This window comes from Kribbella sp. NPDC058245, from assembly GCF_042882005.1.
Taxonomy (GTDB): domain Bacteria; phylum Actinomycetota; class Actinomycetes; order Propionibacteriales; family Kribbellaceae; genus Kribbella.
The window spans coordinates 173764-187101 of record NZ_JBHVWY010000008.1; the positions used below are offsets into that span (position 1 = coordinate 173764).

14 protein-coding genes and 1 pseudogene are annotated in these 13338 nt (G+C 68.5%); 10 read left to right on the forward strand and 5 right to left on the reverse strand.

The features are described 5' to 3' along the window. Positions 1-8 precede the first annotated feature (8 nt). From ACFVWG_RS20490 to ACFVWG_RS20500, 3 genes and pseudogenes are all read right to left on the reverse strand, one after another. Positions 9-101 (reverse strand): annotated as a pseudogene (locus tag ACFVWG_RS20490) (response regulator transcription factor); the annotation flags it as partial. Positions 102-204: 103 nt separating this feature from the next. After that, complete coding sequence (locus ACFVWG_RS20495) at positions 205-1593, reverse strand: sensor histidine kinase (RefSeq protein ID WP_391544914.1); 1389 nt, start codon at positions 1591-1593, stop codon at positions 205-207. A 40-nt stretch (positions 1594-1633) separates the two neighbouring features. Beyond that, complete coding sequence (locus ACFVWG_RS20500) at positions 1634-2443, reverse strand: PIG-L deacetylase family protein (protein ID WP_391544915.1); 810 nt, start codon at positions 2441-2443, stop codon at positions 1634-1636. A gap of 80 nt (positions 2444-2523) precedes the next feature. On the opposite strand from ACFVWG_RS20500, the gene ACFVWG_RS20505 reads away from it, so the two are divergent. The 8 genes from ACFVWG_RS20505 to ACFVWG_RS20540 all read left to right on the forward strand — a co-directional run bounded on the left by ACFVWG_RS20505 (position 2524) and on the right by ACFVWG_RS20540 (position 10132). After that, the gene (locus tag ACFVWG_RS20505; protein ID WP_391544916.1) at positions 2524-3501 is read left to right on the forward strand and encodes a YbhN family protein; all 978 of its coding nucleotides are present in this window, start codon (positions 2524-2526) and stop codon (positions 3499-3501) included. Then, a complete protein-coding gene (locus tag ACFVWG_RS20510) occupies positions 3498-4556 on the forward strand; it encodes a glycosyltransferase family 4 protein (protein WP_391544917.1) in 1059 nt (352 codons plus the stop codon). The genes ACFVWG_RS20505 and ACFVWG_RS20510 overlap by 4 nt, the downstream gene beginning before the upstream one ends. Then, on the forward strand, positions 4553-5917 hold the full coding sequence (locus ACFVWG_RS20515; RefSeq protein WP_391544918.1) for an FAD-binding protein: 1365 nt from the start codon (positions 4553-4555) through the stop codon (positions 5915-5917). Before ACFVWG_RS20510 ends, ACFVWG_RS20515 begins: the two co-directional genes overlap by 4 nt. After that, entirely contained in the window at positions 5914-6585 is a 672-nt protein-coding gene (locus tag ACFVWG_RS20520; RefSeq protein WP_391544919.1) for an SDR family NAD(P)-dependent oxidoreductase, read from the forward strand. The genes ACFVWG_RS20515 and ACFVWG_RS20520 overlap by 4 nt, the downstream gene beginning before the upstream one ends. Positions 6586-6629: 44 nt before the next feature. Further along, entirely contained in the window at positions 6630-7736 is a 1107-nt protein-coding gene (locus tag ACFVWG_RS20525) for a phosphodiester glycosidase family protein (protein ID WP_391544920.1), read from the forward strand. Continuing rightward, positions 7733-8623: a decaprenyl-phosphate phosphoribosyltransferase gene (locus ACFVWG_RS20530; RefSeq protein ID WP_391544921.1), complete on the forward strand. Its 891-nt coding sequence runs from the start codon at positions 7733-7735 to the stop codon at positions 8621-8623. Before ACFVWG_RS20525 ends, ACFVWG_RS20530 begins: the two co-directional genes overlap by 4 nt. Before the next feature lie 169 nt (positions 8624-8792). Then, complete coding sequence (locus ACFVWG_RS20535; protein WP_391544922.1) at positions 8793-9200, forward strand: MerR family transcriptional regulator; 408 nt, start codon at positions 8793-8795, stop codon at positions 9198-9200. Next, positions 9197-10132 carry an alkylmercury lyase family protein gene (locus ACFVWG_RS20540; RefSeq protein ID WP_391544923.1) on the forward strand — a complete coding sequence of 312 codons (936 nt, stop codon included), beginning with the start codon at positions 9197-9199 and terminating at the stop codon, positions 10130-10132. Before ACFVWG_RS20535 ends, ACFVWG_RS20540 begins: the two co-directional genes overlap by 4 nt. 440 nt (positions 10133-10572) lie before the next feature. On the opposite strand, the gene ACFVWG_RS20545 is transcribed toward ACFVWG_RS20540, so the two are convergent. Beyond that, positions 10573-11130 carry an ABATE domain-containing protein gene (locus tag ACFVWG_RS20545; protein ID WP_391544924.1) on the reverse strand — a complete coding sequence of 186 codons (558 nt, stop codon included), beginning with the start codon at positions 11128-11130 and terminating at the stop codon, positions 10573-10575. A gap of 66 nt (positions 11131-11196) precedes the next feature. Between ACFVWG_RS20545 and ACFVWG_RS20550 the strand changes: the two genes are divergently transcribed. After that, positions 11197-12522, forward strand: coding sequence for an MFS transporter (locus ACFVWG_RS20550; RefSeq protein WP_391544925.1), 1326 nt, complete (start codon positions 11197-11199; stop codon positions 12520-12522). A gap of 89 nt (positions 12523-12611) precedes the next feature. Here ACFVWG_RS20550 and ACFVWG_RS20555 read toward each other — a convergent pair whose 3' ends face one another. Continuing rightward, complete coding sequence (locus ACFVWG_RS20555; RefSeq protein WP_391544926.1) at positions 12612-12848, reverse strand: hypothetical protein; 237 nt, start codon at positions 12846-12848, stop codon at positions 12612-12614. A 271-nt stretch (positions 12849-13119) separates the two neighbouring features. On the opposite strand from ACFVWG_RS20555, the gene ACFVWG_RS20560 reads away from it, so the two are divergent. Further along, on the forward strand, positions 13120-13302 hold the full coding sequence (locus ACFVWG_RS20560) for a hypothetical protein (protein ID WP_391544927.1): 183 nt from the start codon (positions 13120-13122) through the stop codon (positions 13300-13302). Positions 13303-13338 lie beyond the last annotated feature (36 nt).

Genomic DNA, 13338 nt, shown 5'->3' on the forward strand with positions numbered 1-13338 from the left:
GTCAGCCGCTCCGGGCCGCCGCGCCGGATCAGCGCGCGGAGGCGGGCGACCAGGATCAGGAAGCTGAACGGCTTGGTCAGGTAGTCGTCGGCCCCGAGGTCGAACGCGTCGGTCTGGTCGTACTCGCCGTCCTCCACGATCAGTACCCGCATACCAGCCAGTGTGGTCTGCGGTCGCTGAGAACCAACTGAGTGACGCGGCTGATCACTGCCTCGGGAGCGTGACCGTTGCCGTCGTACCCCCGCCCGCGCGCGGCGTCAGCGTGATCGAGCCACCGTGCGCCTTGGTGATCTCCTGCACGATCGAAAGCCCCAGCCCGGAGCCGCCGCTGGTCCGCGCACGGCTGCTGTCCAGGCGCACGAAACGCTCGAAGACTCGTTGCCGGTCCCCCTCGGGGATGCCGTCGCCGTCGTCCTCCACAGTCAGTACGGCGGCTCCGTCCGCCTCGCTCGCGGTCAACCGTACGGTGGAGTGCGCCGCGCGGGCCGCGTTGTCGACCAGATTGCGGATGAGCTGGCTGAGCCGCGCGGGATCGCCGCTGATCCGGACGGGATGGATGTCGCCGGTGACGGTGAGATCGGGAGCGGAGCCACGGAGTCGCTGAACCTCGGCCTCGACCAGATCGTCCAGATCCACATCGGTGCGTTGCATCCGCAGACCGGCGTCGTCGGCCTTGGCGAGCAGGAGCAGGTCCTCGACCAGCCGGCCCATCCGCTCGGTCTCGGCACCCATCAGCTGACTGAGCTCCTGCCAGGCCCGTCCGGTCGGATCCGCCTCGGCAACCTCCAGCGCCGCGGTCAGAGTGGCCAATGGAGACCGCAGTTCGTGGCTGGCATCGGCGACGAAACGGCGCTGGGTCGCCTGGCCCGCTTGGAGCCGGTCGAGCATCTCGTTCATGGTTGCGGCCAGCTTGGCGATCTCGTCCTGCGTCTCCGGCACCGGCACACGCTCACCCAGGTCACCGGCCCCGATGCCCTGGACGCGCCTCCGGATCCGCTCGACCGGTCCGAGTGCCTGCCCGGCCAGGAACCAGCCGGCCACTCCCACGACGACCAGCAGGATCGGGAAGCCGACGAGCAGGTACTTCGTCACCGTGGTGACTGTCTCGCGCTGGGTCTCGACCGACGACGCAACCACGACGACGTATCGCTGACCGCCGTACTCGGCGCCCTGGGCAACGATCAGGTAGCCGTCCTCGTCGAGCAACGGCATCCGCCCGACCTCGGAACGTTCGATCACCCCCGGTGCTGGGCGCAGTGTGGTCAGCGGCTGGGTGTCCACGCGGCTGGACGAGGCCGCGACGACGTGTCCGGTGGCGTCGATCACCTGAACCAGTTGGCTTTGTCGCGTCGTTTCGCCCAGCTCCGCGCTGAGTCCCTTGACGCCCTCCTCACCGACCTGCCCGACGACCTCGGTGCTGCGGGCGTCGGCGGCGTCGGAGACTCCAGTGATCAGGGCGCGCTGGAGCAGGAGCAGTAGTACTGCGGCGCCGAGAGCCATCGCGACGGCCACCACGACAACAGCCGCCGCGGTCGACCGGCTGCGCACACTGGATCGACGCAATCGCCCGACGACCGTTCCCCGTACCGGCACCGCACACCGTCCTTCCCGCTCGGTATCCATCTTGGCAGAGCTAGGAAGTTCGCAGGGTGGCGAAGAGGTCGTCGAGCGGCGTGCCGGGTGGCCGGCCGTGTTCGACGTACCACTCGTGGCCGAGCATCCTGCGGAACAGCCAGCGCGGGAGTTTGAGCAGCACCCCCACGGTTCGCTGCCCGGATTCGGCGCTGGCCTGACTGGCGTGAGCCTGGAGGGCTCGGCGTTTCTGACCCGCGTACGCGCGGACGTCAACGCGGTGGGTGATCGTGGCGGAGTCCGAGTATGCCGTGTCGTAGGCCGCTGCCCGAACCTGCGGCAGTACGCCGGGAATGGCCTCGACGATCCGGATGAGCCGCTGGATCAGCCGGCGGTCGATCGTTGCCTCGAGCACCAACGGCGTACCGGCCTGTTGTGCGGCGTACACGCCCACGGTGTGCACCTGCTGATGATCGGGGTGGCCGTAGCCGCCGGCCGGGTCGTAGATCGTCAGCGCGTCGGCTCCCTCAGACCTCAACAGCTCGATCAGCGGCGCTGCTGCCTCGCTCACCGGCAACCGGCTGAAGGACCCCTTCGGCGCAGTGCCCGCCGATCCCGAATCCGGAAAGCCGAACCGGACGACGCGGGCGCACCCGAGCGCGGCAGCGGAGCGATCCAGCTCGTCGCGCCGGTGCCAGCCCAAACCACTGCCGGCCCGGTACGGCGAGGCTGCGGCGCCCGCCTCGCCGTCGGTCGCGACTGCGAGCACGACGCGGTGTCCCTCGGCGGCGAGTCGCGCGAGGGTTCCGCCCATCAGCAAGGCTTCGTCGTCCGGATGGGCGTGGAAGGCAACAAGGGTGAACGGCGCCATGGTCCGAGAGTGCCACGCCCTGGAGGTTTCGCCGAGTCGCTCTCAGCGGCGCCTCAGCGACGTGCTTCCACTCTGGGGAGATGGGACGTAGGCGGGTGTTCATCTCGGTAGTGACCGGGCTGGCGACGGTTGCGCTCGTGGTACTGATACCGCGGGTGGTGGGCGCGACCTGGAACGAGGTCGGCGGCATCCTCGGCCGGCTGACACCAGGCGATCTGATCGCGCTCACTGTGATCTGGATCGCCGGGCTCTGGGCGCACACGTACGCATTGGCCGCATCGCTGCCGGGCTTGACGAATCGGCGGGCGCTGACGCTCAGCTTGACCGGGAGCGCGGTCGCGAACGTCCTGCCGCTCGGCGGGGCGGCCGGGACCGGGCTGAACTTCACGATGATCAGGGGCTGGGGTTTCAGCGCCGGCGCCTTCAGCGGATTCATCGCGGTCACGACCTTGCTCAACATCGTGTCGAAGCTGGCCGTGATCGCGGGAGCGCTCGCGCTGATCCCGTGGCTGCACAGTGCCTCGGCGTTCGGGCCGGCGAGTTTGCTGTTCATTCCGGTTCCGGTCGTCGTCGCGTTGATGATCTGGGTGCTGGCTCGTGAGTCCGCGGCCGGGAAAGTCGGGGCAGCACTCGGCAGAGTGGTCCCGCGTTTGCGGTTGACGGACCGGCTGCCCGCCGTACGGCGCACGATTCTGGACGTGTTGCGCGGTGGATGGCGTCCGATGACCGGTGGGATGGTGGGCTACCTCGCGTTACAGCTCGCTCTGCTGTGGTTGTGTTTCGCCCTCGTGGGCGCGCCCCTCGCGATGCCGGTGCTGTTCACGGCTTTGGCGGTCGAGCGGCTGCTGACGCTGGTGCCGATCACACCGGGCAGCGCGGGCGTGGTCGAGGTCGGTACGACGGCGGCGCTGGTCGCTCTTGGCGGCGCACCGGCCAGTGTGGCGGCCGGACTGCTGCTGTTCCGCGGATTCACCTATCTGCTGGAGATCCCGGTCGGTGGCGTGCTGCTGGCCGGTTGGCTGTTCAGCCGGCGTGCGACGCGCGAGGCGGTCTCATGAGAATCGCGCTCGTCAGTGACTGCTACCTGCCACGACTGGGTGGGATCGAGCTCCACGTCCACGATCTGGCGGTTCAGCTGAACCAGGCGGGCCACGAGGTCACGGTGTTCACCACGACGCCGGGCCCGGCCGAACCTTCCGCGGTCGGCGTCGTCCGCCTCCCGGCCATTCCGCGACCGTCAGCAATCAGAGCAGTGCGCGACTTCGATGTCGTCCATGCGCACACGTCGATCTTCTCGCCGTTGGCTTGGCGAGCCGCTCGGGTTGCCGAGGTGCCGCTGATCACGTTGCACTCGCTGCCGAGCGCGTCGATCCCCTGGCCGATCGCGCGCCTCGACCGGTACGTCGGTACGGCACGCTGGACCGCGGTGAGCGAGGTCGTGGCCGACGTACTGCGGTCTGCACTACCCGGGCGCTCGGTCGGGATCCTGCACAACGGAATCGATCCGGCGCAGTGGCAGCAGTTGCGCCTTTCACACCAAGCCCGCACGGTCGTCAGCACGATGCGCCTCACTCGGCGGAAGCGGCCCCTGGCGCTGCTCCAGATACTCGAACGAGTGCGCGAGGCCGTCCCGGCGGAGGTGCCGTTACGCGCGGTCATCGCAGGCGAGGGCAATCAGGAGGCGGCCTTGGTCGGCGAGCTGCGGCGGCGCGGCTTGGCCGGCTGGGTCGAGCTGCCGGGGCGCCTGAGCCGGTTCGAGATCCGGCAGCTCTACGCGGCCGCCGACGTCTACCTGGCTCCAGCGGGGCTGGAATCGTTCGGTATCGCGGCGCTCGAGGCTCGTTCGGCGGGTCTCCCGGTGGTGGCGATGGCGTCCGGGGGAGTGCGCGAGTTCATCCGGCCCGGCATCGAGGGCTATCTCGTCGGCAGCGATCGCGAGATGGCGGACACGACCGCGATGCTGCTGACCGACCCGGACCTGCTCTCCCGGATCTCCGAACACAATCTCCGGACCGATCCGGCGATGGTCTGGGATCAGGTGGTCGCGGATCATCTGGACGCCTACCAGGCTCAGCGTGCTCTCAGTACGCCACATCTAGCGTCGGCCTTATGAGCGCTGAAGACACGGAGTTGGCTGGCTGGGGCCGGACAGCGCGTAAGCGGAGCCGAGTCCTGCGGCCCGCGTCCACCGACGCGCTGGCCGAGTTGGTGCGCAATGAGCCTGCGGTGACGGTGCGTGGGGCGGGCAAGAGCTACGGCGATGCCGCGCTGCCCGGCGCGGGCGTTGTACTGGATATGACCGGCCGGAACCAGATCCTGTCCTTCGATCGGAACACCGGCCTGGTGATCGCCGAGGGCGGTGTCTTGCTGAAGGAGATCATCGAGCGGACGCTGCGGCTCGGCTGGCTGTTGCCGGTGATCCCGGGGACCGAGCGGATCACAATCGGCGGCGCGATCGCCTCCGATGTCCACGGCAAGAACCATCCGGGGGCAGGCTCGTTCGGTCACCATGTGTTGTGGCTCGATCTGCTGCGGTCCGACGGGACCGTCACGCGGCTGTCTGCGAACCAGGACCCGGATGGCTTCTGGGCGACCATCGGTGGCATGGGCCTGACCGGCGTCACGGTGCGCGCGGCGATTCAGCTGCAGAGGGTCGAGACGGGGTGGGCGATTCAGAACCGCCGGCGCACGCGCTCGCTCGAGGGCACGCTGGAGGCGCTGCGAACGCTGAGCGGCTGGCAGGAGATCGATCCGGACCGCCATGTCATTGCTTGGCTTGACGGCAGGGCGGCGAAAGGTGCGCTGGGGCGCGGCATCATCGACGAATTCCGGCCGGCTTCGTCCCGAGACCTCCCCGGCTCGGTGGCGCCCTACCCCGAACGCCGGATGCGAGCCGGCGCCCCCAGATCATCTTTGCCCGGACCCGGCGTCGTTTCGCGTCGGACGATCGGTGCCGCGTCGACCGCGCGCTGGTGGCTGAGCCGTCCGGCCAATGCACGGCTGGTTCCGTTGGCTACGGCGCTCTGTCCATTGGACGGCGTCGAGTCGTGGCCGGCCGCGTTCGGGCGCGGGGGATTGGTGCAGTACCAACTCGCTGTACCGCCGGATCGGGAAGCTGCGATCCAGGACGTACTGCATTTCTTAGCTGCCCGTCGACTGACGCCTGCGCTCGTGACGTTGAAGAGCTTCGGCTTCGGAAATGCTGGACCGCTGTCTTTCCCGGTTCCGGGCTGGACGCTCGCGCTAGATCTGCCGGCTCGCTGGCTGGGGGATCCGAAGCTGTTGCGGCCGATCGACGCGTTGGTGGCCGACGCCGGTGGCCGGGTCTATCTGGCCAAGGACGCCGTCGTCGATCCAGCGCTGATCCCACAGATGTATCCACGGCTGGCTACCTGGCGGGAGACCAGGGCCCGCCTCGATCCGGTCGGTCGCTGGACGTCTGCGTTGGCCGAGCGTCTGGACCTCGTGCCGTGACTGCTTTGCTGGTCGGTGGGTCGTCCGAGATCGGCATGGCGGTGCTGCTGGAGTTGCTCGGTCCGCCGCCGCGCCGCGTCGTACTGGCGGGCCGTGCGAGCGTTGAGCTCTGGACGAATGCGGAGAAGCTACGGGCTGCTGGGTTCGACGTGACGACGACCCAGTACGACGCCACGCTGCCGACCGCCGAGCTGGACGGCCTCGACCAGCCGCTCGATCTGGCGATCGTCGCGGTCGGCGCGATGACGTCTGCGTCGTACTCCGAGGGCATCGTCGTCAACGGATTGTCGGTCGCCTTGCTGCTGCGCACGCTCGCGCAGCGCGGCGCGAAACAGGTGGTCCTCGTCTCGTCGGCGGCAGCCGTTCGCCCGCGTCCGTCGATCGATGCATACTCGCTCGGGAAGCAGCTCGCCGACTCGGCAGCGCTCCTGCTGGCTCGCCAATCCGAGGCCAGGGTGGTCGTCGTCCGGCCGGGGTTCGTCGGCACACGGATGACCGACGGGCTCGCGAAGCCGCCGCTGGCGACGACGCCGCAACAGGTTGCAAAGCGGGTACGGCGGGCGCTGCGCGGCCGCCGTACGGTGGTGTGGGTGCCATGGGGGATGGGTGTCGCGGTGCGGATCCTTGGACTCGTCCCGCGGCGGTTGCTGCCGGTGGGCTGGCGATGAACGTTCTCCGGATCCTCTCAGCGGCTCCTCGCTCTACTGAGACCATGAAGCAGAACGCAACCAAACGCCGGCGCCGGATCCGCAAGCGCTGGATCGCCTTGATCTGCTGCCTGTTGCTCGTGGTTCCGGTCGTGTCGTACGTCCGGGCTCTGCTGTATCCGGGCAGTGCGACCTTCGCGGTCCGGACGGTCGAGTGGCTCCGCGATCACGGCGGCGGAAAGATCATCGACACCATCGAGACCTGGAAGTACACCCATCAGCAGCCGCCGAGCACCGGCGTACCAGCGGATGTGACGACGGCGGCCCCACCGGCGCGGCCCTCGAACCTGCCGACCGTCCAGTTGCTACCCGGTACGGCGGCACTGCCGCACGAAGGCGCCTGGACGGTCGCCCGCCGTACGGCGAGCGGCAAGCCGTTGCTGTGGGCAACATGGTTCCGGCCGGACCCGGCGCACCTTCCGGTCTCGGTCGGTGCGGCCGTGATCCCGCAGTCCGGGACCCGGCTGGTGCTGATGCCGGGGACGCGGGAGCCGGTCGTGGGAATGTCGTCGGCGAACGGATACTCGGTGCCGGCCGCGGATCGGAGCAAGCTGATCGCCACCTTCAACGCCGGGTTCAAGATGAAGGACTCGCACGGCGGCTGGTGGACGACCGGCAACGCCGCCGTGCCGCTGGTCGACGGCCGGGCGTCCGTGGTGATCCACCGCGACGGTACGGCGCAGGTCGGAGTCTGGGGGCAGAACCTGCGGATGAGCGCGGATGTGGTGGCAGTCCGCCAGAACCTCGATCCGGTGATCGTCGACGGGAAGATCGTGGACGGATTGACCGCGAACGCCAACGGACGCTGGGGGAGTGTCCGGAGCCAGTTCCAGTACACCTGGCGATCCGGGCTCGGAACCGATGCTCACGGCAACCTGACCTATGTCGCCGGCAACGGGCTGACCTTGGCGAGTCTGGCGAATGCGATGCACCAGGCAGGGATCCAGCAGGGCATGGAGCTCGACATCCACGCAACGATGGTGAGCTTCGACATCGAGCAACCCGGACGCGGCGGTGTGATCAGCAAGCGCCTGCTCCAGTCGATGAACTCACCTGCGGATCGCTACCTGGTCGACGACCAGCGCGACTTCTTCTACGTCGTGACGCGATGACTGGACTCCGTGCGCCGGCAGTCGCCCAGCCGGTCGGCCTCGGGACCGGTCTGCTGCGACTGAGCCGTCCGCAGCAGTGGCACAAGGCGCTGATGCTGTTCGCCGCTCCGGCCGCCGCAGGGGCCTTGGAAGCACCGCAGGTCGTACTGCGCGCTGCGATCGCGGCCGTCGGGTTCACGCTGCTCGCGGTGGCGATCTACGCGTTCAACGACATCCGCGACGCGCCAGACGATCGTCGGCACCCGCGGAAACGGCTGCGTCCGGTCGCGGCCGGCGTCGTGACTCCGTCCACCGCCGTGATCTTCGGAGTGATCGCAGCTCTGTGGGGGCTCGCGATCACAGCGTCTCTCGGACCTGCCACGCTCGCGCTTGGGGCCGCCTACCTGGTGGCACAGTTGCTCTATGTCTTGGGGCTGAAGCACGTCGCGGTGATCGACCTGATCCTGGTTGCGCTCGGATTCGTCCTCCGTGCGGCTGCGGGCGGCGTCGCTACCGGCCTCCCGGTGTCGCACTGGTTCCTCCTGGTCTCCCTGTTCGGTGCGCTGTTCCTCGTCACCGGCAAGCGGAAGGCAGAACGCACAACCGCGAGCAGGCCGGTACTGGCGTCGTACCCGGCCGAATGGCTCGACCAGGTGATGACGGTCGCACTGCTCGGTGCCGCGATCTCCTACGGCCTGTGGGCCTTCCAATATCTCGGCCAGGACGTGTACCGCGAACTGCTGGCGATCTCGTTCCTGCCGTTCCTGACCGGCCTGCTTCGCTACGCGCTGCTGGTCTCCACCGGCAGTGGCGACCGGCCGGAGCACCAGATCTTCCAGGATCGGGTCCTGCTCGCGGCCGGATTCACCTGGGCGGCATTGGTCGGAGTCGGGCTCTATCTCGCGTGAGGTAAGACCCCGGCGCTGGTGGGCGCCGGGGTCTACCACCGCGAGCTGATCACCCGAGCGTGGTCAGCAGGGCCTGGACCGCCTTCTTCTCGGCGGCCGGGTCCTTCGTCAGCACTGGAGAAGAGCCAGTCTTGACTCTGTAGTTGGGTCCAGGGTTGAGGATGGGGCTATGCGAACCAGCGAGCTGGCTGACCAGGCCGGTGTGAACCCCGAGACGCTGCGCTACTACGAACGCCGCGGGCTGCTGACCCAGCCGCCTCGAACTCCGGGTGGCTACCGCGACTATCCGCCCACGGCGGTGGAGCTGCTGCGGTTCATCAAACGAGCCCAGGAACTCGGCTTCACCCTCGACGAGGTCGAGGAACTGCTGCACCTGGACACCGGTGGTCCGGACAGCTGCGACGCAGCCCGTGCGCTGGCCGAGCACCGCCGCGCTGACCTGGAACGCCGGATCCAGGACTTGCAACGGATGCGCGACTCGCTCGCCGACCTGGTCGCGACCTGCGACCTGCCCCGTGCCGACCGCAGTTGCGCGCTGCTCGACGCGATCGACCACCGCCAGGAGGCGACCCGATGAAGCTCGAAGTCCTGCACGTCCCGGACTGCCCGAACCTGGCCCCGCTGCTACAACGGTTGGCCGAAGTCACCGACCTGCCAGTCAGCGCCCGTGTCATCGACAATGACGCTGAGGCTGCGCAGTTCGGCATGGCCGGCTCCCCAACGCTGCTGATCGACGGTCACGACCTGTTCGCCATCGCAGGAGCGTGCGAGTGTGGGGTGTCATGCCGTCTCTACCGCGACGAGGCGGGTCAGCTCGTTCCCGCACCATCGGCCGACCAACTGCGCGCCGCGCTCACCGCCGCGGACCAGCCGACCGTTCCCGGTGAGATACTGAGCGCCTGGCGAACCCGCGCCCTGCCGCAAGATCCGGTCGAGAAGGCCATCCACCAAGCCATCCTGCGGGCCTTCGCCGCCACCGGCCACCCACCAGCGTCCGCCCACCTCGACCCGATCAGCGCCGGCACCGGCCGCAGTACGGGCGAGGTCCTGAAGGCGTTGCACGAGGCCGACGCCATCCGGCTGGCCCCGGACGGTCAGATCGCACTCGCCTACCCGTTCTCAGCCACCCCGACCAGGCACCGGGTCCGCATCGACGACCGGGTCGATGTCTACGCGATGTGCGCGATCGACGCCCTCGGCATCGCCGCCATGCTCGACCGCAACACCCGCATCGAGTCCGCCGACGTCGCCACCGGCGACCCGATCACGGTCACCACAACGGCCGGGCACACCAACTGGGAACCCGCCGGAGCGGTGGCGTTCATCGGGGCCGATGCCGGCGGCGGACCCTCGGCCGACAGTTGCTGCGACTACCTCAACTTCTTCACCGACCGCGCCGCGGCCGAAGCCTGGACGGCCAGCCACCCGGCAGTTCCCGGGCAGATACTCGACCAGGCAGCAGCCGAAGACCTCGGAGCCCGCCTGTTCCGGCCGCTCCTCGCGCCCTGAACGTCACCGACGGCTAGAGAAGGTGGCGAGTGATCCGCCGCAGCAGCCCCCGGCAACTGACAGGCGATGCCATCCGCGCAGCGCCCGTCCCAGCGGTGATTCTCTGGTCGACTGTGCGCCGGCGGGTCAGGCACAGGTTCGCCGCAAAGTCAGCGCTGTGACCGACCGTGTGTTTCACGGCGGTGCCGGGGTGGTCGCGCGACCATCACCCGCTGACCACGCTGGCCGATGCGGCAGACGTCTTGAAGCAAATCTGAACTTGCTCCGAAGTTGCTATGCCGCGGCGGTTACTGCGCTCGGCGCGTGCCTGCACCATGGGTGAGCAGTGCAGCGACAGCGGAACGAAGTCGGACAGGGCAACGAACGGCGTGCCTTGAGCCAGCGACGCCGACTACGTCGTCATACGGTGCCGGTACCCAGCCGGAGTCGACGATGCAGGTTTAGCTGTGTCCGGCGTGGTGGCGGGCGACGCGGGCGCGGTTGCCGCAGGCGGGGCCGCACCAGGCCTGGTTGGTACGGCGCTGGAAGAAGAGCTGGCCGCATCCGGGGGCGTCGCACAGGGCGAGATCGTCGCGATCCTCGATCAGTACGTCGCGGACGGCGGCGGCGAGTTTGGTGAGGAGCAGGGCGAACGGCGCCGGAGAGCCGATGACGTGCGAGACCGCCGTACCGGGGTGGTCGCCGAGGATGAGGACTTCCGGGAAGCGGGTCAGATGCTCGTTGAGAGTTTGGACGTCGGCGCGGTGCCGGGCGCCGTGACCGGCGGCAGCGCGGAGCAGGCGGAGGGCGGCGTCGCGGAGTGGCAGGAACGCGTGCAGGTCGTCGTCGGTGACGACGGGTGGACGCGCTGCGGGCAGTGCCGCGGCATCGAGCCACGACTCCAGATCGGCGGTCGAGGTGATCAGCTCGTGCTCGGTCCAGCCGCGCCGGATCACGGTGTTCGCGAGGTCGAGCGAGGGATAGCCCTCCAGCCACGCCCAGGTCAGCTCGATCGCCACAAGACGAGGCTACTGCACAGATCTAACGGTTTACAAATCTAAAACCATTAATATACGGTGGGGTGGATGGAGAGTTCACGGAGTCGGCTCGTCGCCCTGTGCGCGATTCAGTTCGTCGATGTGATGGGCGTGACCGTGGTGGTGTCCGCGCTGCCGCGGATGCTCGCCGATGTCGGTGGATCCGCGGCGCAGGCCGGGCTGCTGGTGCCGGTCTACGCGGTGGGCTTCAGCAGCGCTCTCCTCCTGGCCGCACGCCTCGGCGATCGGTTGGGGAGTAGGCGAGTCCTGATAGCAGGCTTGGTGTTTTTCGCGGTCGGCTCGGTCGTTGCGGCGGCGGCCCCGACGATGGTGATGCTCGTCGCAGGGCGCGGGTTACAAGGCCTGGCCGCCGCGGTCTCGGTACCGAATGCGTTGGTGTTGCTGACCCGCGCGGCCGAGTCCGAGGCCGCCCGGGCGCGGGTCCTCAGCGCCTGGAACGCGTGCGGTGGACTGGCCGGCGCAGCCGGGTTGCTCGTGGGCGGTCTGACTACCTCCGCCGTGAGCTGGCGAGCGATCTTCTGGGGCAATCTGGTGGTGACCGCGGCGCTGGGGGTGATGGTCTTGCGCGTGGTCGAGCGGGATCAACCGATCGCAGACCGGCCCAAGGCGTTCGCTCCGCAGTCGATCGGGTTGCAGGTGCTGGTCGTCGCCGCGATCGTCGCGGCCGCGAATACTTATAGCCAGCCGTGGCCGGTCGTGACCGCGCTCGCCCTGATCGGCGTGATCGCTGCAGTCCTGCTGGTACGGCGCGAACGTCGTACCAGCTCGCCGTTGGTGCCGAGCGAGTTGTGGCGGCGGCCGTTCGTCGCGGGGCTGGCCGGTTCGTTCGGCATCACGGCGACGACGAGCTCCTTCGTTGTCGTCGGCACCATTTTTCTCCAGGAGGCCCGCGGATTCAGCCCGGCGACGGCCGGTTTGGGCATCTTGCCGTTCAGTATCGCGGTCGTGGTAGCGGCGTGGTCCGCGGGCCGCTTGCCGGTCCGGGTGAGCCTGCGCGGCAAGCTGGTCGGTGCGCTGTTGTTGATTGTCGCCGGCGCCGTGGTGGCTGGTGTGTGGCTGTCGACGGCAGCGTTGTTCGCCGGTCTGGTGCTGGCGGGTCTGGGCAACGGGCTGGGGGCCGTTGCTGCCTACGGTCTTGGTACGGCGGTGCCGGCCGAACAGCAAGGCAGCGCGGCCGGTCTCCTCAACACCGGTGCGCAGATCGGCACTGCGACGATGGTCGCGGTCACGATCGCACTGGCCGGTCGCGCCACCGGCCTGAGCTACAGCGTCGGGTGGCTCACCGTCGCAGTCACTGCAATCCTCGTGACGGTCGGCGTCTCCTGCGTTACCCGGAAACGCACGCGGTCCTAGGGACAGCTGCGGCAGTACAGCAGGCCGTTGGGAGGACCGGCCGCGGCGAAGTCCGAGGTGGGGGGACTGGCCGCGGCCGGCGTTCGGGGTCAGTTCCACCAGTAGAAGTAGTAGCCACCGCCTCGGTAGTAGATCTCGCCGACGATGTAGTTCTTGACGAATCCGTAGTCGTACCACTGCCTGACGCAGGCGTCGTACACGTAGCCGCACGACACCTCGCCTTCCGACTGGGTTCCGACGGGCTGTGCCGAGGCGGCGGTCATCCCGCCGCCGGTCACAGCCGCCACGATTCCGGCCATCGCGATCGCTCGTCCGATAGGTCTCATAGTTGTTTCACCCTTCGCTCCCGCTGCTTGCCGTGCGCAACATCGTCACGCCTTGTGAATTTCGGTACCCTCCGTAATTGCTCGCAATCGCTACCGTTGGTAACGATTGATTGCGGAGTGGAGTGGTGGGGCACCGGTGCGCCAGCGCGCCCGTTTCCAGCCGCGCCGATGATGGGGGGCTGGCGTTGGGTCGAATGGGCGTGGCAATCTTGTTCTCACCTGTTGAAAAGCCAGCAGTCGAAGCGAGTGCGATGTTTTGGCTGGAGTCGGGATGACTGTCGGTGGTGTTGACACCTACTACGACTACGACGAGAAGCAGTGGAAGAGCCGTCGGCTCGGTGGTGGTCCGATCGCCTCGGGACCGGTGTGCCCGGCGCCCCAGCGCGCGGCCGGTGCGGAGAAGCCGACCGCGGCCTGTTCGGCCCCCGAGGGCCGTCCGGCGCGGGCGAAATAATTGCCTGCATAAGTTCGGTGCGGGTGGGTATCAGGT